19 protein-coding genes and 1 pseudogene are annotated in these 19,837 nt (G+C 45.7%); 16 read left to right on the forward strand and 4 right to left on the reverse strand.

Translation table 11 applies throughout. The features are described 5' to 3' along the window. The first annotated feature begins 191 nt into the window (after nucleotides 1-191). The 4 genes from AC50X8_RS17235 (at nucleotide 192) to AC50X8_RS17250 (ending at nucleotide 3,775) form a co-directional block, all read left to right on the forward strand. Entirely contained in the window at nucleotides 192-872 is a 681-nt protein-coding gene (locus AC50X8_RS17235) for a response regulator transcription factor (protein WP_056041870.1), read from the forward strand. Further along, nucleotides 869-2,635, forward strand: coding sequence for a sensor histidine kinase (locus AC50X8_RS17240; RefSeq protein WP_494861995.1), 1,767 nt, complete (start codon nucleotides 869-871; stop codon nucleotides 2,633-2,635). The genes AC50X8_RS17235 and AC50X8_RS17240 overlap by 4 nt, the downstream gene beginning before the upstream one ends. A gap of 94 nt (nucleotides 2,636-2,729) precedes the next feature. Beyond that, nucleotides 2,730-3,128 carry an Rrf2 family transcriptional regulator gene (locus AC50X8_RS17245; protein WP_056041866.1) on the forward strand — a complete coding sequence of 133 codons (399 nt, stop codon included), beginning with the start codon at nucleotides 2,730-2,732 and terminating at the stop codon, nucleotides 3,126-3,128. 95 nt (nucleotides 3,129-3,223) lie between these two features. Then, nucleotides 3,224-3,775 (forward strand): methylated-DNA--[protein]-cysteine S-methyltransferase, encoded by a 552-nt coding sequence (locus AC50X8_RS17250; RefSeq protein ID WP_056041863.1) that lies wholly within the window; start codon nucleotides 3,224-3,226, stop codon nucleotides 3,773-3,775. Between the two features lie 93 nt (nucleotides 3,776-3,868). Here the strand turns inward: AC50X8_RS17250 and AC50X8_RS17255 are convergent, their stop codons facing one another. Beyond that, nucleotides 3,869-4,813 carry a helix-turn-helix transcriptional regulator gene (locus tag AC50X8_RS17255; protein WP_056041862.1) on the reverse strand — a complete coding sequence of 315 codons (945 nt, stop codon included), beginning with the start codon at nucleotides 4,811-4,813 and terminating at the stop codon, nucleotides 3,869-3,871. 142 nt (nucleotides 4,814-4,955) lie between these two features. On the opposite strand from AC50X8_RS17255, the gene AC50X8_RS17260 reads away from it, so the two are divergent. The 7 genes and pseudogenes from AC50X8_RS17260 (at nucleotide 4,956) to pelA (AC50X8_RS17290) (ending at nucleotide 11,471) form a co-directional block, all read left to right on the forward strand. Next, nucleotides 4,956-5,129, forward strand: coding sequence for a hypothetical protein (locus tag AC50X8_RS17260; RefSeq protein ID WP_442952561.1), 174 nt, complete (start codon nucleotides 4,956-4,958; stop codon nucleotides 5,127-5,129). Nucleotides 5,130-5,143: 14 nt separating this feature from the next. Beyond that, nucleotides 5,144-6,008, forward strand: a pseudogene (locus AC50X8_RS17265) (MFS transporter); the annotation flags it as partial. A 153-nt stretch (nucleotides 6,009-6,161) separates the two neighbouring features. Then, nucleotides 6,162-8,738, forward strand: a complete 2,577-nt coding sequence (gene uvrA, locus AC50X8_RS17270) for an excinuclease ABC subunit UvrA (RefSeq protein WP_494880592.1) — start codon at nucleotides 6,162-6,164, stop codon at nucleotides 8,736-8,738. Next, the gene (locus tag AC50X8_RS17275) at nucleotides 8,704-9,024 is read left to right on the forward strand and encodes a hypothetical protein (RefSeq protein ID WP_056041855.1); all 321 of its coding nucleotides are present in this window, start codon (nucleotides 8,704-8,706) and stop codon (nucleotides 9,022-9,024) included. Before uvrA ends, AC50X8_RS17275 begins: the two co-directional genes overlap by 35 nt. A 21-nt stretch (nucleotides 9,025-9,045) precedes the next feature. After that, nucleotides 9,046-9,651 carry a pentapeptide repeat-containing protein gene (locus tag AC50X8_RS17280; RefSeq protein ID WP_494861988.1) on the forward strand — a complete coding sequence of 202 codons (606 nt, stop codon included), beginning with the start codon at nucleotides 9,046-9,048 and terminating at the stop codon, nucleotides 9,649-9,651. Nucleotides 9,652-9,861: 210 nt separating this feature from the next. Further along, the gene (locus AC50X8_RS17285) at nucleotides 9,862-10,353 is read left to right on the forward strand and encodes an EVE domain-containing protein (RefSeq protein ID WP_494880771.1); all 492 of its coding nucleotides are present in this window, start codon (nucleotides 9,862-9,864) and stop codon (nucleotides 10,351-10,353) included. Between the two features lie 167 nt (nucleotides 10,354-10,520). Beyond that, on the forward strand, nucleotides 10,521-11,471 hold the full coding sequence (gene pelA / locus AC50X8_RS17290) for a pectate lyase (protein WP_056041851.1): 951 nt from the start codon (nucleotides 10,521-10,523) through the stop codon (nucleotides 11,469-11,471). 146 nt (nucleotides 11,472-11,617) lie between these two features. On the opposite strand, the gene AC50X8_RS17295 is transcribed toward pelA (AC50X8_RS17290), so the two are convergent. Genes AC50X8_RS17295 through AC50X8_RS17305 form a run of 3 tightly spaced genes read right to left on the reverse strand, consistent with a single transcriptional unit; the run spans nucleotide 11,618 to nucleotide 14,071 of the window. Beyond that, complete coding sequence (locus tag AC50X8_RS17295) at nucleotides 11,618-12,622, reverse strand: alpha/beta hydrolase family protein (RefSeq protein ID WP_056041849.1); 1,005 nt, start codon at nucleotides 12,620-12,622, stop codon at nucleotides 11,618-11,620. Nucleotides 12,623-12,647: 25 nt separating this feature from the next. Further along, the gene (locus AC50X8_RS17300; protein WP_494880595.1) at nucleotides 12,648-13,283 is read right to left on the reverse strand and encodes a GNAT family N-acetyltransferase; all 636 of its coding nucleotides are present in this window, start codon (nucleotides 13,281-13,283) and stop codon (nucleotides 12,648-12,650) included. Next, nucleotides 13,280-14,071 carry a helix-turn-helix domain-containing protein gene (locus AC50X8_RS17305; RefSeq protein WP_494880597.1) on the reverse strand — a complete coding sequence of 264 codons (792 nt, stop codon included), beginning with the start codon at nucleotides 14,069-14,071 and terminating at the stop codon, nucleotides 13,280-13,282. The genes AC50X8_RS17300 and AC50X8_RS17305 overlap by 4 nt, the downstream gene beginning before the upstream one ends. A gap of 269 nt (nucleotides 14,072-14,340) precedes the next feature. Between AC50X8_RS17305 and pelA (AC50X8_RS17310) the strand changes: the two genes are divergently transcribed. From pelA (AC50X8_RS17310) to AC50X8_RS17330, 5 genes are all read left to right on the forward strand, one after another. Continuing rightward, nucleotides 14,341-15,291, forward strand: a complete 951-nt coding sequence (gene pelA, locus AC50X8_RS17310; RefSeq protein WP_056041843.1) for a pectate lyase — start codon at nucleotides 14,341-14,343, stop codon at nucleotides 15,289-15,291. A gap of 198 nt (nucleotides 15,292-15,489) precedes the next feature. Next, nucleotides 15,490-16,527, forward strand: a complete 1,038-nt coding sequence (locus AC50X8_RS17315; protein ID WP_494880599.1) for a DMT family transporter — start codon at nucleotides 15,490-15,492, stop codon at nucleotides 16,525-16,527. 279 nt (nucleotides 16,528-16,806) lie between these two features. Continuing rightward, nucleotides 16,807-17,637 (forward strand): histidine racemase CntK family protein, encoded by an 831-nt coding sequence (locus tag AC50X8_RS17320; RefSeq protein ID WP_494880773.1) that lies wholly within the window; start codon nucleotides 16,807-16,809, stop codon nucleotides 17,635-17,637. Nucleotides 17,638-17,664: 27 nt separating this feature from the next. Further along, nucleotides 17,665-18,462 carry a methyltransferase domain-containing protein gene (locus AC50X8_RS17325; RefSeq protein ID WP_494880601.1) on the forward strand — a complete coding sequence of 266 codons (798 nt, stop codon included), beginning with the start codon at nucleotides 17,665-17,667 and terminating at the stop codon, nucleotides 18,460-18,462. Nucleotides 18,463-18,508: 46 nt separating this feature from the next. Continuing rightward, nucleotides 18,509-19,822, forward strand: coding sequence for an opine metallophore biosynthesis dehydrogenase (locus AC50X8_RS17330; protein ID WP_494880603.1), 1,314 nt, complete (start codon nucleotides 18,509-18,511; stop codon nucleotides 19,820-19,822). Nucleotides 19,823-19,837 lie beyond the last annotated feature (15 nt).

The following is a 19,837-nucleotide window of genomic DNA, read 5'->3' on the forward strand; positions in this document are numbered from 1 at the left end:
GCGCTTCTTCCCTTTGGAAGAGCAGCTATGCTTCGTTCTTTTTGCTATATGGTTATGCAGCACGCCCTATCTCCTCAAACTAGATTGGGTATAATAGATAAGATCGATCTGCTCTGAGCGGATTGGGCACATAAAAGCCATAGTCGATTGTTAAAGTAAGGATCATTATGGATAGAAGAGGAACTCAAATAATGAATAAAACGTTATTGCTAGTTGAAGACGAAAGCTTGATTCGGGAAGTGATAGCCGATTATTTCAAGATGAGCGGCTGGCGCGTATTTGAGGCGGAAAATGGCAAGGAAGCGCTGCTTTGGCTGGGCACTGTGCAGCCCGATCTGATCATTCTCGACATTATGATGCCGCAATTGGATGGCTTCGAGGTATGCCGGCAGGTACGGAGCAGCTTGGCTATTCCGATTATTTTATTGACGGCTAAATCAAGCGATGAAGATAAAATTATGGGGTTTGAGCTAGGTGCCGACGATTATGTGACGAAGCCCTTCAGTCCTAAGGTGCTGCTGGCGCGAGCAGCCGCCTTAATGAAACGGGTGGAGGGCAGCGTCGTGCTGCAGCCGAATATATTGAAATTTGGCGATGCGATGCTTAATTTGACCGCTCACCGTTTGGATGTAAGCGGCGCCGAGGTGGTGCTCGCGCCTAAAGAATACGATTTGTTATTGTTTTTAATTAAAAATAAAGGGATTGTTTTGCGCAGAGACGTCATTTTGAACCAAATTTGGGGGATGGATTTTGAAGGGGATTCCCGTGTCGTTGATTCCCATATTAAGAAGCTCCGGAGCAAGCTCGGCTTTGAGGCCCGGCATATTCGCACCGTTATTGGTACGGGTTATAAATTTGAGGAGGAGCCATGAAGAAGCGGGGAGTTACTTTTAAGCTGTTCATTATGACCGTTGTCTTTTTTCTTTGTTTTTACGGCATGGTCATCCTCTGTCAGCTGCTGCTGTTTGATCAATTTTATGAAAATCAGAAAATAAGCGGCAATGAAAAGCAGCTGGCGAAATTTGCCCAAAACTATGCCCAGACCGGCTGGAGCTCCAGCAAAACGTCTAATGAAGCTGCCCGTTTTATGCTTCAAAATAAAATCCAGCTCGCCATTTTAACGCTGGACGGCAAAGTGAGAATGGATGATCCTTATCACATTACATTAAAAACGGATGATCAAAGCTTGTATGTTGTTCCCTTGTCCTTGTTCTTGAATAGCTACGAAACGGAATTCCGGGCAGCCGGCATTCAGTCGGGGAATGTTGTAACGGTGGAAGGGGAGATGGAGCCTGGGGCAGAATCGATGAATCAGGTGCTTTATCCGTTAAGCATTCACAAAACGGGCCGCCCAAGTGTAGGCTACACCTCCAATGTGACGATCGGAGGCGAGTATAAGAAGGTTTCCGGCATCGTCACCGAACTGATCCAACCCGTTTCGAGGACGTATACGACGCGGCAAGGCATTTTGCTGGATGCGATCAGCGAGTGGTTCCCACTCAGTCAGGAGCGGAAGGAAAAGCTCGAAAACATGGAGGTTGTAGAGGAAAAGTGGACGCAAACATGGTCAGGTGTTCGCAATTCGATCATGATTTATCCCGTTGAGCAGCAATCGGGGGAAGTGGATTTGCTGTTTTCCGTCACCTCTCTGCAGGAAATCGGCGAAACGAATGAAGCTTTGCGTTGGTTTTACGTCTATTTAGGTGTAGGTGGATTTATCCTCATCATCATTTTATCGTTCTTTTTTTCAAAAATGGTTACCCGTCCGCTCATTTCGATGAACAATGCAGCCAAAAGGATGGTGCAGCTCGATTTCAGCGTGCATGAGCCAATTCGGCAAAACGATGAGCTGGGAAGCTTATCAAGCAGCCTCCATACCCTTTCACGCAGCTTGGACACTGCACTAGGAGATCTGAAGAAGGCCAATCAGCAGCTTGTAAAAGATATTGCGGAAAAGCAAAGGATGGAACAGGCTCAGCAGGAATTTTTCGCAAATGCTTCTCATGAGCTGAAAACGCCGCTTAGTATTGTGAAAAGCTTCAGCGAAGGGCTGCAGGATGGCGTAGGAGCGGGAAAGCAGGATCACTATTTAAAGGTGATTGTAGAGGAAGCGCAGAACATGGAAATGCTTGTGGAGGACATGCTCAATTTGGCCACGCTGCAATCCGATACGTTCAAGCTGCGTAAAAGCACATTTATGCTTAGCGAGCTGCTTGAGGAAGTGACGGGAAACTATGTCCATATGCTGCAAGCTAAGCAGCTTGAGGCTACCGTCATGACGAGCAATGAGCTCCCGCTGCATGCCGACGCGAGGTGGATGAAGCATGTGCTATCAAATTTCATAGGCAATGCGATTCAGCACGCGCAGGAAAACAGCGCCATTACGATTCAGATTGAGGGCAGAGGGAGCAGGCTGATTTTCTCCATAGAAAATGTTGGCGATACGATTCCCGAGGAAAAGCTGGAGCAAATATGGCAGCGTTTTTACCGCGTCGAAAGCTCGCGCAATCGGCGAACAGGAGGCACGGGACTGGGACTCTCTATTGTGAAACGGATCTTGGAGCTCCATGAAAGTGAGTACCAGGTTGAAAATACCGAGAAGGGCGTGAAATTCACGGTCATTTTTAAAGGCTGATGCCCGCTTTGTAGTCACCCGGCAAGCTTGACTAGCTAAGCTAATAACCGCTAATATAGATAAATGAAGTCTTGTATTGAGGGGAATGACCCGCATGAAATATTCAAAAGCTACTAACTATGCTCTTCATACGATGCTGTTTCTTGTGGCGACCAGCCCGGATAAGCCAGTTGGGGTTCAGCAGTTGGCAGAGAGGCAGCAAGTATCGCCTACCTATTTGTCCAAAATATTGACCAAGCTCGTTAAAGCGGGCATGATTGAATCCGCTTCAGGCGCCAACGGAGGCTACAAGCTAAAGCGCAATTGGGAACAAATATCGTTTCTGGATATTATTCATGCCATCGAAGGCACGGCCTCCTTGTTTGATTGCTCGCTGAATCATAGTTCCACTTGTTTAATTCAACAAGTGATGGTGTCAGCTGAGGGGAAGATGGAGGAGCATCTAAGAAATCAAACGATATTTGAGCTTGCTCAAAAAATGCCGGAACATTAGCATAGACGGATGCCCATAGACTGGACGCTTGGAGTAGAAGCGTCCAGTCTATGGGTTTCTTTTTCATAACATTCGCTAGGAAAGGACGAGGGCTGATGAGAACGGATATGATGTGGATGGAGCTGGAGCTTGCCAAGCAAAGGTGGTTATTGCTTGCAACCGAGCGGGGGCTGTGCCGTGTAGTATTCCCACATGAGGAGCTGGAAGGCTGGCGCAATTGGATGAACAAAGCAGCGCCCGGCAAGGAGCCGCGGGAAGATGCAGAGGCGATTAGACGGACAGGCATTGTGGAATGGCTGGAGCGTTATTTTGCCGGGGAACGCAGCTCCTTTGCTGAAATACCGCTCGATTTAATCGGGACGGCCTTTCAACAGCAAGTATGGACCGCGCTTGGTCAGGTGCCTTATGGTGAGACTCGAACCTATGGCGATATTGCGGCTGCCATCGGACGGCCTACGGCAGTACGGGCTGTCGGTGCTGCGAATGGCGCCAACCCGATTCCGATTTTGCTGCCCTGCCACCGAATTGTTGGGGCGGACCGCAAGCTGACTGGCTTTCGCGGAGGTCTGGAGATGAAGCGCAAGCTGCTGGAGCTGGAGCGCATTGAAGGCATAGCAGACGGTGGGCATGCAAGATTTCAATTTTAGCGTGAAGCTTGGACACTCGTATTTCGTCCAAGCTTCACGCTTTTTTTGCTTAAGGTTTATTAGGTTATGCCGCTTTCAAAAGCTGTTACAAGCTTATTTCTCATGGTCCACCTGCGGGAATGCACGCAGCTTGTAAGTATCCACTAAATGATTAATTCTCTTAATAAGCTCTAAACGCACATGTTCAGGCTCCAGGCACTCGCATTTATCGCCAAAGCCAAGTAAATAACCGTATCCAAGGTCATTTTCATTGAATGGAAAGGAAACGACAAAATTATTTCCTCCATGAGGCTCGACGTTTTGCTCCCCGCAGTACTCCACCATAAAGTCGCGAAGCGACTCATCAATTAGAAGCTTAATGGTAATCGTATGTTTTTCAGCCATTTCGAATAGCTCTGGCCCAATTTCCCTAGGCACAAAGCTTTCATTAAGAGGTTTAAGAGCTGAAATGCGAGATAATTTAAATGTGCGAAAATCCTGTTTGGCCATACAATAGCCCTGTAAATACCAGTTTGAATTTTTCAGTACCAAACGGTAGGGCTCGATTTTTCTCAGCGTCCGCTTGCTGTTATGGTCAGAATATTTAAACGACAATAGCTTCTTCTCATGAATCGCATTTTTCATTTCCTCGAAATTCGGCTTTACGTTACGGTTGCCTAGCCAGGGCGTATGGTCAATAGAAATTTGACTTTCAAAATCCTTCATTTGCTCTTCGGAAACGAGCCCCTTTACTTTCGCAATCGTAGTTAAAATTTCTTCACTGGACATTGAAGCTTGAATGCTGTTAAGCCCAATTAATAAGGCCGTTATATCCGAAACGGTAAATAGCTTTTTTTCTATTTTGTAGGCTTCCATAATGCCAATACCGCCATGAACACCCGGATAAGAAATAATGGGAATGCCGGCTCTATTTATCGCTTCTATATCTCGGAAAATCGTGCGAGGAGTGACTTCAAACATTTTGGCAAGGGTAGAAGTACTGACCTTATTACGCTCAAGCAGCAGCATAACGATGGATAATAGTCGATCAATCTTCAAGGGATTCATCCTTATTTTTTATTTTTTTTTGCGAAAAAAACTATGACATACTGTTGTCATAATTCTATATGATAACTTTAATTATGTCGATGGACATAAACGAACAAATCCAAATTTATAAGGGATATGGAGGTATTAAAAGATGAAATTAATGGTAACCGGAGCAACGGGTCAGCTTGGATCATTGATCGTCGAATCATTGCTGCAGCTAGTTCCTGCAAATAGCTTGGCTGTAATCGAGAGTGACGACCCGCCAAAGCTGCTTGGCCGCCGCATGATTCCGCTCCATGAAGTGATCCGCAAGCTGATTTCCTAGATAAAGATGCTGGTATTGGGGGAATTTCAGGCAGCTTCGAGGTGCTGATGACAGCCCGTATTTTCCAGGCGATCGGAACAGGACTTCTGCTCCCGCTTATGTTCAATACGGTGCTTATTATATTTCCGCCCCATAAGCGTGGCTTTGCCATGGGACTTGTGACACTCGTATTTACGGCTGCACCTGCTGTAGGTCCAACCGTCTCCGGATTGATGATTGCCCATTTAAGCTGGCACTGGATTTTCTGGCTATCCCTCGTTCTTATGCTAATTGCATCGCTTGTTGGGTTCATATATATGCAAAATGTATCTGCCATTACCAAACCGCGCATCTTTCACTCGTATTGTTCGTCATTCGGCAATTGATGATGAAGCAGCCATTAATGAATTTAAGAGCATTCAAGCACCCGATGTTTGTTGTTTTGGCCGTCTGTTCGACCAATTCGGCCCTCGATGGCACGTGATACCGGGCATCTTTTTAGCGGCGGTTACGATTTGGTTCTTCTCGGCTGTAACGGCTGTATCCACGATTGCGTTCATTGTCATGCTGCATATTTGTCTCATGATCGGTGTTTTATTAGTGTGGATGCCAGCCCAGACGAATGGGATGAATCAGCTACCTCGCCATATGCATCCGGATGGAACAGCGATTATGAATACGCTCATCCAGATTGCAGGCGCGATTGGCATGGCTGTAGCGGTTAGCGTCATGACATCCGGTGCCAATCACTATATGCAAAATGCAGCTGGGGAAAGCGGTTCGACATTTACACCAGCCGCGCTTACGGCAGGCATTCAGGATGCCTTTGTGTTTGTCCTATTCGTTGCAGTCGCAAGGGCCATCGTTGGACTGTTTATTAAACGTGTAAAAGCTGCCTAGTTCATTCGAGATATAAATGATATAGAGACTTAATCAACGGATATCCAGCTTTAGAGAGCTATCCGTTGATTTTTTTCATGAACAGACGTGGCAGGCGGAAGACGGTTATTTGAGCTTTTTACAACCTGCTTGAGTCGTTTAGGAGGTTAGCAGATGGACCATTTTATACAGGTTAGTGGTGCGCGGGAAAATAATTTAAAAAACATTAGTATTCAAATTCCCCGTGATCAAATCGTCGTATTTACTGGAGTGAGCGGCTCTGGCAAATCCAGCTTGGCGTTTGATACCCTTTATGCGGAGGGCCAAAAACGTTATGTAGAGTCATTATCTGCGTATGCCCGGCATTTTTTGGGACAAGTCGGCAAGCCGGATGTTGACGCCATAGAAGGGCTTTCGCCAGCGATTGCCATTCAGCAAAAAACGACCTCCAACAACCCGCGTTCTACCGTCGGGACACTTACGGAAATTTATGATTATTTGCGTTTGCTGTGGGCCAGAGTCGGAACGCCGCATTGCCCCGTTTGCAACGATGAAATTAGCCGGCAATCTGTTGATGAAATCGTTGATCAAATTTATAGTTTGCCGCAAGGAACGAGGTTTGCAGTGCTTGCCCCTATCGTGCGAAAGCAAAAAGGCGAGCACCGTAAAATACTGGAGCACGCCAAGGCTAGCGGTTATGCGCGTGTCCGGGTGGACGGCTCCTTTTATCAGCTGGATGATGATATTCCATTTCATAAAAACGAGAAGCATACGGTGGAAATTGTCGTTGACCGGCTTACGGTGAAAGCAGATGATTCACAGCGGCTGACCGATTCCCTTGAAACCGCGTTTTCGCTAGCTGGGGATATCGTCCTTATTTATCAGTATGACAGCGGGGAAGAGGCTTGCTTCTCCCAGAGCTACAGCTGTCCACGCTGCGAGGTGTCATTAGCCGAGTTAACGCCACGCATGTTTTCATTCAATAACCAAGAAGGGGCATGCCGGACCTGCTCCGGGCTAGGCTTTCAAGTCAAAGCGGCCTCTTTTAAGGGAGCTGCTGGGATGCAGCAGGAGGCTGTGGATGAAACGCTTGCGCCGCCATGCCCAGATTGCCACGGAGACCGTCTTGCGCCCATGCTGCTTGCTGTCTCGGTTGGCGGTATGAATATCGCTGAATTTTGCAGGTTATCTGTTTCTGCTGCCCTTGATTTTATTGCGAATTTGAGGCTGCCTGGAACGAAGGCGGCGATTGCTGAATTGATCGTTGCGGAAATTGGTTCCCGGCTTCAGTTTATGAACAATGTAGGCTTGGAATATTTACAGCTTTCAAGGACATCTGGCACCCTTTCCGGGGGTGAGAGCCAGCGCATTAGATTAGCCTCCCAAATCGGTTCAGGCTTAACCGGCGTATTATATATTTTAGACGAGCCCTCCATTGGCCTTCATCAACGAGACAATGCGCGACTGTTGTCGGCATTAGGGGACATGCGTGAAATGGGGAATACGCTCATTGTTGTTGAGCATGATGAAGAAACGATTAGACAAGCAGATTGGATTGTAGATATTGGGCCCGGCGCTGGAAAAAATGGCGGATATGTTGTTGCGCAAGGAAAGCTCGTCGACATTGCGAAGGAACCAAGCTCGATAACCGGACAATATTTATCTCGTAAAAAACAAATTGCCGTCCCGGAATACAGGCGTAAAGGCAATGGGAAAGCTTTAACGATTATCGGTGCGGCAGAAAATAATTTGAAGAATATTGACGTTTCCATACCACTGGGCACCTTTACATGTGTGACGGGGGTTTCGGGTTCTGGAAAATCAAGCTTAATCAATGAAATCGTCTATAAAAGGCTGGCTGCGGAGCTCAACCATGCCCACATGAGTGCGGGAAATCATCAGCAAATGCAAGGAATCGATTTTTTGGATAAAATCATTCACATTGACCAAAGCCCGATAGGGCGTACCCCGCGCTCCAACCCGGCTACGTACACCGGACTTTTTGACCAAATTAGGTCGCTATACGCCCTGACGAATGAAGCGAAAGTTCGTGGCTACGGTCCGGGAAGATTTTCGTTCAATATATCGGGAGGCCGCTGTGAGGCATGTGCCGGCGACGGAATGATGAAGCTGGAGATGCATTTTCTTCCTAGCGTATTTGTAGCCTGTGATGTATGCAAAGGGAAACGCTACAATCGTGAAACGCTGGAGGTTCACTATAAAGGTAAAAGCATAGCGGAAGTGTTAGAAATGACAGCGGATGAAGCGGTCACATTTTTCGGCAACGTTCCTAAAATTCGTAAAAAGATCGAAGCGCTTTGCAAGGTTGGACTGGGGTATGTACAGCTGGGACAATCCTCCACGACGTTGTCAGGAGGGGAAGCACAGCGGGTGAAGCTTGCAGCAGAGCTGCAGAAGCCGGCTACAGGCTCAACCCTATATGTTATGGATGAACCTACGACAGGGCTGCATGTGGCGGATGTGCATCAACTGGTTCATATAGTGCATGCACTCGTCGATGGCGGGAATACGGTAGTTGTTATTGAGCACAATTTGGATTTGATTAAAAACGCAGATTATATCATCGATTTAGGCCCCGAAGGTGGTACACATGGCGGCAGTATCGTTTGCACAGGTACCCCAGAGGAGGTAGCCGATTGCGAAGCGAGCTACACCGGCCAATATTTGCGAGCTGAGCTGAAAGGAAACGAATCCAATGAATATGATGGATCAACCGGTTACCCATATTAAATTTGGTATTGGGCGTGTAGTAGGCAAGGAAGACGGGAAAATAAACGTTTTATTTTCAAATGCAATTGGGGAAAAATCATTCCAATATCCGGAAGCTTTTGCTCAATTTCTGCAAATGAACAATTCTGATCTCCAAAACTTTATTATATCGGAATATCAATCGAAGCAAGAAAAGCTGCTCAGAGAAGAGGCGGATCAATTGGCTGCTGTACTAGCTGAGCGAAAAACGCCAGAAAAATCAACAAAGTCATCGAAGAAAAAGGCAGAATCCAAAAAGAAGCAATAAAATAGGGCAGGAGGGTTATTTTTGTACCAATACAAGGAGCAGTCTTATAATGAGGTTCGGTTTGATGGACGTGATTTGCGTTATGGCGAATTATTTCGCTGTACGTTTACTAAATGCACATTTACGAATACTTCCATGGAGGAAGTAGTTACGACTAACTGTCGTTTTGTCGAATGCAGCTTTCGCGGAACATCCTTAAACGGCTCCGTTCATACGGGGACAGCATTCGAAAATTGTAATTTCAACGATGCAAACCTATTTGTTTCCATATTCAACGCTTGCAAAATGACAGGCTCCGACTTTTCGAGTGCCCAAATGGACGGAATTACGATTGCTCAAGGAGATTGGGCTTACACGAACTTAAGGCATGCCCGATTTTCAAAACAAGATTTAAGAGGCGTTCGTTTTTTGGAGGCTGACTTTACGGATGCTAATTTGGAGAAGGCGGATTTAAGAGATGCCGATCTGACCCGAATTTCTTTAAGCAAAGCTAGACTTAAAGGAGCCGATTTAAGAGGGGCCAAGCTGGATGGAATTGATTTAAAGGGCCTTGATTTGAAGGGGGTGCGTATGGATAGCGAACAGGCCGTTATTTTCTTGCGATCCTATGGAGCCATCATCAATTAATTTGAAGGAAATGGACGAGCTAGAGAAGGTGATTAACACTACTGACAACCTGTTGTCAGTAGTGTTTTTGTATAGTTAGCTTAATAAAAGGCCGAGGAGAGAGCAAATATGTTACGAAATGAAGCGTATGATGCGAAAGCCGTAATGAGGAAGTTAGAGCAATTGGCGCAAAGGGGACACACTCAGCAGCCGGCGCAGCTTGCATTGTCCATGGAGCAAAATAGTTTAGCCGCAGTAGCAAGCGATTCGCTAGAGCAGCGCCGCTATTGGATAGGCGTCGTCTCGGAAGCGCATGTGCGGAACGGTGTGGAGGAGGGCGTTGCCCAGCTTTGCAACGGCAAGGAAGCTGCGCTGAAGCGGATGCGGGCGGGAGATTGGCTCATTTATTATTCGCCGCGTACGGAGATGAACGGAGGAGAATCGCTGCAGGCGTTTACCGCCATTGGGCAGATGATGGATGACCGGATTTATCCGCATCAAATGACGGAATCGTTTATTCCCTTTCGGCGGGCCGTTCGCTTTCTGCCTTGCCGGACCGTGAAAATCGCGGGTCTGTTGGACGACTTGACGTTTACGAGTGGCAAACGCAACTGGGGCTATTGCTTCCGCTTCGGACAAATTAAAATTAGCGAGGCGGATTTTTTGACAATTGCCATAAAAATGCTAGGGGAAAGTATAGAGGAAGAGCTACATGCTTTATAGGTGTATAGCGAATGTCATATAACGCCATGTTTAGACACTCTTCTACATCTAGCGACAATTTTTTACAAGGATATTATTGACAAATTAACAGGGTCTAAGTATAATTCGAAAGGTAATTATGATACAAAAATTACAACTATTTGAAAATTAGGAGGATGATTTGTTCCATGAAAAAAAGTACGGTATCCGTAGCTCTAGCTTTTACTATGCTGCTCTCGGCTCCAGCAGTGCTGCTGCAGCCAGCTGCAACCGTTATGGCGGCAGATGCGTCGGGTACGACAGCAAGCATCTCGAATGTGCTGAAGAACCAGCAAAGTGACGGAGGGTGGAGAAAAGATTACGGACAGAGCAGCGGCGAATGGGCTAAATCTACGATTGATAATAAGGCAACTTATTCGGAGATTCGCAGATTAGCTAGTGAGTATAAGAAAACGAAGGACAGCAAATATTCCGCAGCGGCGATCAAGGGCATTAATTTCCTGATCAATATGCAATATGCCAATGGCGGTTTCCCGCAAGTGTATCAAAGCTCCGGCTATCATAAACATATTACTTATAATGATAATGCGATGATTAATGTGCTGATTTTGCTGGATGAGGTTGCGAACAAGAAAGGCGATTTCTCCTTTATCGACAGCACTTTGGCTAGCAAAAGCAAGCAAGCGGTGGACAAAGGAGTAGACTGCATCCTGAAATCACAGGTTACTGTCAATGGCAAATTGACGGCATGGGGACAGCAGCATGATTCCAGCACGCTGAAGCCAGCCGGAGCTAGAATCTATGAAGTGCCGTCTCTCACCGCTCAGGAGAGTGTAAACATTGTAAAATTTCTAAAAACAAGAGCATCCGATGCTAAAATCGCTGCGGCCATCAAGGGCGCTGAAGACTGGTTCAAAGCGTCGCAGATTACGGGAATCCGGGTCGAGAAGAAGAGCGGCGATGTCGTTGTCATTAGCGATCCAAATGTGAAGACGCCGATCTGGGCACGCTTTTACGAAATAGGCAGCAACAAGCCGATTTTTGTAGGCCGGGACGGCATAGTGAAGTACAAGCTTAGCGACATCGAGAAAGAAAGAAGAACAGGCTATGCCTGGTATGGCAACTGGCCGGCTAAGTAATGGTGCAATTGCCTTTGTCATAGGAATAGGGATAGCGATAGGGATAGGGATAGGGATAGGGATAGGAACCAGCCGCGAGATTGCGCAGCTGGTTCCTATTTTTACTGCAGCATCCTTTTGGTTTCGTTCCTGACATTCAGATCAAGTCAGGGAAGCTGTTTTATAAAAAGCTCGATTTGATTCATATATTCGCTGACGGTTATTTTTCTTGGCGCAAACAGACTAATAAAAGTTGCTTTAAGCTCCGAATCTGCCGTGCTCGTGCTCAGCATCGAATGCTCTGTATTCGGGAAGACCGCGACAGTGAGCAGCGAAGGGGCTACGCCCTCGCGGTACACCTGTTCAGTCTCTTTTACATCTATGTGAATATCGTCCTCTCCGAGCAGCAGAAGCACGGGTGAACGGAAATTAGCCAGATCGCCAGCGGCGTCAGATAAAAAGTTTTTGCTCACAAATGCCCATCTTTCCTGTGACATCATTTCGCCTTGATGAGCTGTTTTTACATATTTCTCGTACGGGGCTTTGTTTTTTAACAGCGCATTGACTTGTTGCTCATATGCTAGCCGGGCTGTAATATCGTCCTCTGAGTACCCTTCCTTTTTCATTTGTTCGCGCGTATTATATTGACCCTGAGACAGCCAATTGATGGCAGGGGATACCAAAATGCTGAAAGCAAGCTGTTCTTCCCCTGCAAGCTTTGGGATGACCCATCCGGCTTGGCTGGCACCCCATGCACCGATTCTTGTATGATCAATCATGGGCTGTGTTCTGGCCCACGCTAAAGCTTGCTGCGCCTCTTCTACCCGGTCATCGATGCTCTGATCGAGCCAGTTGCCGGCAGAGCCGTCAATTCCCCGCTTATTGAGGGACAAAGAAGCGTAGCCGTGGGCAGCAAGCCGCTCCCAAAGCGGCTTGTATCCGTCATTATGAGAGGCATTAATCGGGCCGTCACCATGCACGAACAATACAAGCCCAAGCTTTCCCGAAGCGTGTTTGGGCATGGCGAGTATGCCTGTTAATTGGCCTTCGGGGCTGGGAATCTGGATCGTTTGCTCTACAATGTCAAAGCTATTTTGCTGCAATACATAGAAAGTCGAACTGCCTATAATCAATAAAATAACGATAAGGACAATGCCCATTTTCTTTTTCATAGCGGCTCCTCAATAGGTATTCATTTTATTTCAACTTAATTTTCATATATTCCCATTCCAATTCATGGAACAACATATACTTTAGCAGGCTGCGTTCTTTACGATGCATGTGATAGGAAAGCTGTTCATATAACCGTTTGGCGCCCAGATTATGGCTCGAAACGTGCAGACTCAGGACATTAAAAGAAGGATGGGCACGGGCATAAAGCTCCGCCCACCCCAGCATCAGCTTGCCGATGCCTTCGCCTCGATAATTAGGATGGACGGTTAAGTCTGCGATATAACATTCGCCTGGTTGCGGCTTGTACGATAGAAAATACAAACCAAGCAGCAGTTTGAGTAAAGCTCCCTTACCAAATATACGGAATTCCCGCCATAAAGGGAGCATAGGCTGTGGTGTGCTTCCTTCCAGTTCGGACTCAGGCCACCACTTGATGGACAATGTCCCTACGATATTACCAGCTTGCAGCGCTACTACTCGATGTGTTGCGGGCTCATTGGGAAAGTGCTCCAGAAGCTTCTCAAAAAAGAGCGCAAGAATAGAGTCATTCAGCTTAGAAAGCTTAAAAAATTTCTCTTTAAAGCCGTGTACAAGCAATTGGCCGACTTGCCGATTATATTTGGCCTGCATCGGCTCAATTGTAATAGAAGAAACCTTCATATTTTCGCCTCCTGTTCGGCACGTAAGGCTGTTTCAACTTGGATGAGCAGCTCATAATGGAGTTTGTCGTGGCTAAACAAAGATAAATAAGATTTTTCAATGACAATTAACGGTCCCTCCGTAACATAAGCTTGTGCTGCTGCATGACCGTATAGCTGTTCGATTCGTTGTTCAAGCTCTTCCTCGTCGTTAACCTGGAAATGGGCGGAAAGATAGTCTCCTGAAGGCAGGACAAGGTCGCTGGGTTCGGGTGTTTCGGTGCATAGCTTAAGGGTAGATGATTGTTCATACACATAATAAATATCCGACTCGAACAAGTCCGGAACAGGGTCCGACTGTTCAGACAGCAGCCTCGCATGAAGTTTAGTTTGTTCAGCCTTGGCGAACCAGCACTTCAAATGAACAGGTTTTTGCCATTTGATTTGATAGGGCTTGTTCTGTGTGCTAAATGCTTGCTGTTCATGAAGCACTTTGCGAATTAAAAGTTGGAGCTCCTGGAGCCTGGCAATCTCCTGATCGGTTTCGAGCAAAGACGTATGCAGCAATTGCTCATATTGCTCGGAAGAATAGGTAGAGAAGCAGTCCTTAATAGACGAGACAGGTATACCGAGCCTGCGCAGCAGTAATATATGGGACAACCGATAAATCTGATCTATTCCGTACATTCTATACTGGTTGTTATCAATATACGCAGGTTGAAGAATTCCTTTTTCTTCAAAATAACGAATTTGATGAACAGATACATGCATGAGTTTTGCGAGACTGCTAATTGTAATATCATTTTTCATTATGTCGCTCCTACTATTTTATGGGGGGAACATTGTCATTAGCTTCACTATATACCTTAGGTCAGCCCTAAGGTCAAGCCTGTGCTCCATTTATTTTCATTTGGCTTATGGATGGTTAGAAAATCGCCAACGACAGACAGCTTTCTACACAAAAATACAATTTTTTACAAGGATATTATTGACAATTGAGTCGAGACTCAGTAAACTAAAAAAGTAATTAAATATCATTAATTACAACTATTAGGAAAAAAGAAAGGGGATTTTGTTCAATGAAAAGAAGTACAGTAACCGCAGCTTTAGCTCTTAGCATGCTTCTCTCTGTTCCAGCCGTAATCATGCAACCGCTTACGACAGTGATGGCGGCAGATGCTTCGGGCACGACAGCAAGCCTTTCCGATGTTTTGAAAAACCAGCAAGCGGATGGAGGCTGGAGAAAGGATTACTCAGAAACTAGTGGCGAGTGGTCCAAGTCAACAATCGACAATAAGGCAACTTACTCGGAAATTCGCAGATTGGCGACCGAATATCAGAAAACGAAGGACAGCAAATATTCCACAGCGGCAATCAAGGGCATTAATTTTCTAATCAATATGCAATATGCGAATGGAGGATTCCCACAAGTTTATCAAAGCTCTGGGTATCATAAACATATTACCTATAATGATAATGCAATGGTTAATGTCCTGATTTTATTGGATGAAATTGCGAATAAAAAAGGGGATTTCTCCTTTATCGACAGCACGCTCGCTGCCAAAAGCAAGCAGGCGGTAGATAAAGGGGTAGACTGCATTTTGAACACGCAAGTTACAGTTAGCGGCAAATTGACAGCATGGGGCCAGCAGCATGACTCCAGCACATTGAAGCCGGCGGGGGCAAGAATTTATGAAGTGCCTTCACTCACCGCTCAGGAGAGCGTAAACATTGTGAAGTTTTTGAAAACGAGAACGTCCACTACGAAAATCGCCGCTGCGATTAAAGGGGCTGAAGATTGGTTCAAAGCGGTACAAATTAAGGGAATCCGGGTCGAGAAAACGAGCAATGATGTTGTTGTAATCAGCGATCCGAGCGTCACTACCCCAATCTGGGCGCGGTTCTATGAGATTGGTACCAACAAGCCAATCTTTGTGGGCCGTGACGGTGTAGTGAAGTACAAGCTCAGCGATATTGACCAGGAAAGAAGAACAGGCTACGCCTGGTATGGCAACTGGCCATCCAAGTAAGTAGAGGGATGCTCTTTCGAAATAGAAGGTGCGGAGAACTGAATTGAAAGCGATTTCCTGATTGTGCCATAAGCCCGGAGGACCTTGATTATAAAAGGTTTTTCCGGGCTTATTCGATTTTTCTCCTTACAAGCCGTGCCGAATTATGATATGGTCGTTGGAGGCGTGCCATTAGAGCTGACGCTTGAGATATAAAGGATGAGGAGAAGGTTGGCTGTGAAGGAACAGAAGGAACAAGAGAATCAACAGAAACAACGTAATGAAATGGAACAAAACAATCGAAGCAGGTTTAGCGATCCGAAATTTGTAGCATTAATGGCTACTTTGTGCTGCTTATTGTGGGGGAGTGCCTATCCGACTATTAAGCTGGGCTACCTTGCCTTTGACATTATGCCAGAGGACATCGCTTCAAAATATGTTTTTGCCGGCTATCGCTTTGTGCTGGCAGGGCTGGTGCTGCTGGTGTTATTCCGGGCAACGGGCAAGAAGGTGCTTTCCTTATCCAAAAGCCAGCTATCAAGCTTGCTCGTTCTTGGCCTGCTGCAGACAGGTCTCCAATATATATTTTTTTATGTGGGAGTAGGCAATACAACAGGCGTCAAAGGCTCGATTATGAATGCGACGACAACCTTTTTCAGCGTCATTTTAGCCCATTACCTTTATAAAAATGACAAGCTGGGCAAAAATAAAATTCTCGGCTGCCTGCTCGGGTTTGTCGGCGTTATTGTTGTGAATTTCCATGCGGATTTGCTGGAGTTTTCCTTTACCTTTACAGGGGAGGGGTTCGTCATTGTGGCTGCCCTCATCTTCTCCATCACGGCCATTTATGCCAAAAAGCTGACAGCCACCATTGATGTTTTGCTAGTGACAGGCTACAGCTTGCTCATTGGCGGCTTGGCCCTAACCTTGCTAGGTCTTGGACTTGGGGGCCGTGTGACGCATTTTACACCGGAGTCGACAGGCAACCTTATTTATTTGGCGCTGCTGTCCTCGGCCGCGTTCTGCCTGTGGAATTTGCTGCTTAAATATAACAAAGTCGGGCAGGTGTCTGTTTATAACTTCCTGATTCCTGTATTCGGGACCTTGCTGTCGGCATTATTTCTCGGTGAACAGATTATGGAGTATAAAAATCTAGTGGCCCTTCTGTTCGTTTCTCTTGGCATTTATATGGTCAATCGGACAAGAAAAGAGGTCATAGTCTCTCAAAGTTCCGAAGCCTTGCGAAGCAGTCGTTGATAGTAGTCGTTAATAGACGATGCTTCAGCGTAAAATACGTCAAAGCGTCAGAAGTTAAAACCCGTCAAGAGCCTTGTGAGATCAAGGCTCTTGACGGGTTTTTTTGATTGTTCCATTTTGAAGCTGCTAGTCCGAGCACAATCTGTCTATTTTCATCATTGACAGTGCTCCAAATTATGGTTATGATGTACTCGAATGTTAATAGTAATTATTACTATTAAGCAACAATAAAGCAAGAGGAGCGCTGGATCAAAAAAATTGAATTAGAGGGTAGTTATGATGAAACGAGAAATCGATTTTGTAAAGTTCAACCCCACGCAAAATATGACCATTCTTGTGAAAACCAATCATGCCGCTTCCGAGTACAAGCAAATTGCTTCAAAAATGATGTCTTATGACCATGTTTATGCTGAACAAGTAGGCTTTATCGAACAGCCCAAGCACGGTGCTGCTGCCTATTTGCAAATGGCGGGAGGTGAGTTTTGCGGAAATGCGTGTATGGCGCTGGCTGCATTTATTGCTTCTGAACAAGGAATCAATCAAAGCGATTTAATGGAAATCGTATTAGAAGCGTCGGGAACCGATCAATTAGTGACATGCCAAGTAAAAAAAATGCAAGAGGAGTTTTTTTGCCAAGTGGCGATGCCTATGCCTCGAAAAATCGAGCAGAAGACCGTTGTGTATGAAGGCGATGATTTGAATATTGTCATTGTGCGCTATGATGATTTTTTTCATATTGTCATTGAAGTAGAGCAGTTCGACAGGGCCGAGAAGGACAGAGCACAATCACTAGCCAAGCTGCTTGGCATAACGTTAGGAGCCAACTTGATCGGCATATTATTGTTTAAATCTGACTCTAATGAAATGGCTCCGCTCATTTACGTTCCTTCTTTAGACAGCATGATATGGGAGCGAGGGTGCGGATCAGGTACGGCTTCACTTGGCGCATATCTGTCTTGGAAAAACAAAGGAGCTATTGCTGCACCAGTTAAGCAGCCCGGCGGCACGATTCATGTAACGGCTGATTGCTATAAAGATGAAGTAACAAGCTTGAAAATTGAAGGATCTGTTGGAATCGTAGCACAAGGCAAAGCATTTATTTCTGTATAACGATTAATGGGTATGGGGGGGAAGGGAATGAATCAGTTAACGACATTTGAACAAAGCTTGACCTTGTTTCGAGAACGGTTTACGGATTTAGTAAAGCGATATGACGGCACAGCTCATAATAGCTCGGAGCTAGAGCGGGTCATAGATGACTATTCAGCTTTCATCCTAGACGAGGGGAACAAAGCATCATGGGAAGCCTTGGAGCAGCAAGTCGGTAATGAGCTTCCTCTGCTTCTCGCTGACCTAAGGAAGATGTCTTCGTTATGCGTCGCTATTATGGAAAAATATCGCGCCTTGAAGCTGCTGGATGGAGAAGTGGACAATACCGATTATTTTAAAAATATCGAGTCCTGCATTGAACAAGAATTTGGCAGCTTTCAGGTCACGGAGGGATCCACCGTATTGTTGATTGGCTCAGGCTCGTTCCCCATGACGCCATTATTTATCGCAAAGCGGACGGGCGCACAAGTAGTCGGCATTGATATCGATGAGGAAGCTATCGAGCTAGGACGAAAAGTGATACATAAATTAGGAAGCGAATTAAACATTCGGTTAGAAAAATCGTTCATAGAGCAGCTTGATATCATCAAGGATGTGACCCATATTATTTTCAGCTCAACCGTTTCCAATAAATACGAGCTGCTGGAGCAATTATATGACTTAACGAATGAGCAAGTGGTCGTGGCGATGAGATACGGCGATCAACTGAAGTCCTTATTCAATTACCCTATGCAAGCGGTGGATGAAGGAAGGTGGAGGCTGGTTGACACCATATTGCGTCCTGACCATGTGTTTGATATAGCTTTGTACAAGCGTAATTCTTAGATTTAAAAAAAGCACAGGCTTCATCATGATTCAAAAGGAGGTTTACATGAGTGAATTCCAACGCGTGTTAATCGTAGGCACGGGGCCCGCTTCTATTCAGCTTGCCGTCACGCTAAAAAAGGATTTGAACAGCTGTATTGGCATTGTTGGCAGAAAGTCGGCTCGTTCGGAACGTTTTTTTACGGCACTTAAGCACAGCCAAAATCAAGTGAGGGTAGACGTTCAAAATAAAAAGCATCAGCAGATGGAAGGCAGCTGTATCATCGATCATGTTTATGATGGATATGGCAGCATGACGGGAGAATGGGATACGCTGATCTTTGCTGTCACAACCGATGCGTATATGGAGGTTTTGAAGCAGCTTAATGATCAACTGCTCCAACAAGTAAGGTGCATCGTATTAATTTCGCCCACCTTCGGCTCCAACAGCTTAGTACGCCATTATATGAATACGATTTTGCCAAATGTAAATGTGGACATCATCAGCTTTTCTACCTACCTTGGCGATACACGCTGGAAGAGCGGCGAGCCAACCAATCATGTGTTGACGACAGGGGTTAAGAAAAAGGTTTTCATTGGCTCCTCGAACAATGCTTCACCCCATGTAGAAAGGCTCTGTGCATTATTTGAACGATTGGGCATTAGGCTGGAAGTCATGAGCAGTCCCATAGAGGCGGAGACGAGAAACATCTCTCTCTATGTCCATCCGCCATTGTTTATGAACCCTTTCTCACTAAACGTTATCTTCGGCCATTCAGCTGTAAGGAAATATGTATATAAAATGTTTCCCGAAGGACCTATTACGCAATATTTAATTCGCGATATGCTGGCCGGGTGGAAAGAGATGACGAATGTGATCGAAAAGCTGAATTTGAAAGGTGTAAATCTGCTGAAGTTCATGATCGATGATAATTATCCGGTTAGATTAGAGAGCTTATCGCGTCATGATATCGATAATTTTATTCAGTTGGAGACGATCCATCAAGAGTATTTATTGTACATACGCTATACGTCGCTGTTAATCGACCCATTCTCGGAGCCGGATCAGGACGGGAAATATTTCGATTTTTCCGCCGTTCCCATTCGTCAAATCTTCGTCAACCAAGAGCAATATTGGGATATTCCACGAATGCCCAAGGAGGATTATTATCGGATAAAAATCATTCAGGGCATTGCAAGATTCGCAGGCTCAAGCTGCCCAACCCTTGATCAATTCATTGCAGCCTATGAACATAAAATCGAGGAAGCTGCCCAAGCGCTTAAAGGCGAAAAAATATCGGATGCATTCGTTGTCCAGAGCTTTGAAGAAGATTTGAAGATGATCTGCAGTGAAATCGGCAGCAGCATAGAACACAGGTGATGGAGTGCGCACTTA

The sequence above is a fragment of the Paenibacillus sp. JT22N15 genome (assembly GCF_059383755.1).

What these genes read in the sequence shown, in the direction of transcription:
- AC50X8_RS17235 (WP_056041870.1), top strand. Translation starts at nt 192, where the DNA reads ATGAATAAAACGTTATTGCTAGTTGAAGACGAAAGCTTGATTCGGGAA.
- AC50X8_RS17240 (WP_494861995.1), top strand. Translation starts at nt 869, where the DNA reads ATGAAGAAGCGGGGAGTTACTTTTAAGCTGTTCATTATGACCGTTGTC.
- AC50X8_RS17245 (WP_056041866.1), top strand. Translation starts at nt 2,730, where the DNA reads ATGAAATATTCAAAAGCTACTAACTATGCTCTTCATACGATGCTGTTT.
- AC50X8_RS17250 (WP_056041863.1), top strand. Translation starts at nt 3,224, where the DNA reads ATGAGAACGGATATGATGTGGATGGAGCTGGAGCTTGCCAAGCAAAGG.
- AC50X8_RS17260 (WP_442952561.1), top strand. Translation starts at nt 4,956, where the DNA reads ATGAAATTAATGGTAACCGGAGCAACGGGTCAGCTTGGATCATTGATC.
- uvrA (WP_494880592.1), top strand. Translation starts at nt 6,162, where the DNA reads ATGGACCATTTTATACAGGTTAGTGGTGCGCGGGAAAATAATTTAAAA.
- AC50X8_RS17275 (WP_056041855.1), top strand. Translation starts at nt 8,704, where the DNA reads ATGAATATGATGGATCAACCGGTTACCCATATTAAATTTGGTATTGGG.
- AC50X8_RS17285 (WP_494880771.1), top strand. Translation starts at nt 9,862, where the DNA reads ATGGAGCAAAATAGTTTAGCCGCAGTAGCAAGCGATTCGCTAGAGCAG.
- pelA (WP_056041851.1), top strand. Translation starts at nt 10,521, where the DNA reads ATGAAAAAAAGTACGGTATCCGTAGCTCTAGCTTTTACTATGCTGCTC.
- AC50X8_RS17295 (WP_056041849.1), bottom strand. Translation starts at nt 12,622, where the DNA reads ATGAAAAAGAAAATGGGCATTGTCCTTATCGTTATTTTATTGATTATA.
- AC50X8_RS17300 (WP_494880595.1), bottom strand. Translation starts at nt 13,283, where the DNA reads ATGAAGGTTTCTTCTATTACAATTGAGCCGATGCAGGCCAAATATAAT.
- AC50X8_RS17305 (WP_494880597.1), bottom strand. Translation starts at nt 14,071, where the DNA reads ATGAAAAATGATATTACAATTAGCAGTCTCGCAAAACTCATGCATGTA.
- pelA (WP_056041843.1), top strand. Translation starts at nt 14,341, where the DNA reads ATGAAAAGAAGTACAGTAACCGCAGCTTTAGCTCTTAGCATGCTTCTC.
- AC50X8_RS17315 (WP_494880599.1), top strand. Translation starts at nt 15,490, where the DNA reads ATGAGGAGAAGGTTGGCTGTGAAGGAACAGAAGGAACAAGAGAATCAA.
- AC50X8_RS17320 (WP_494880773.1), top strand. Translation starts at nt 16,807, where the DNA reads ATGAAACGAGAAATCGATTTTGTAAAGTTCAACCCCACGCAAAATATG.
- AC50X8_RS17325 (WP_494880601.1), top strand. Translation starts at nt 17,665, where the DNA reads ATGAATCAGTTAACGACATTTGAACAAAGCTTGACCTTGTTTCGAGAA.
- AC50X8_RS17330 (WP_494880603.1), top strand. Translation starts at nt 18,509, where the DNA reads ATGAGTGAATTCCAACGCGTGTTAATCGTAGGCACGGGGCCCGCTTCT.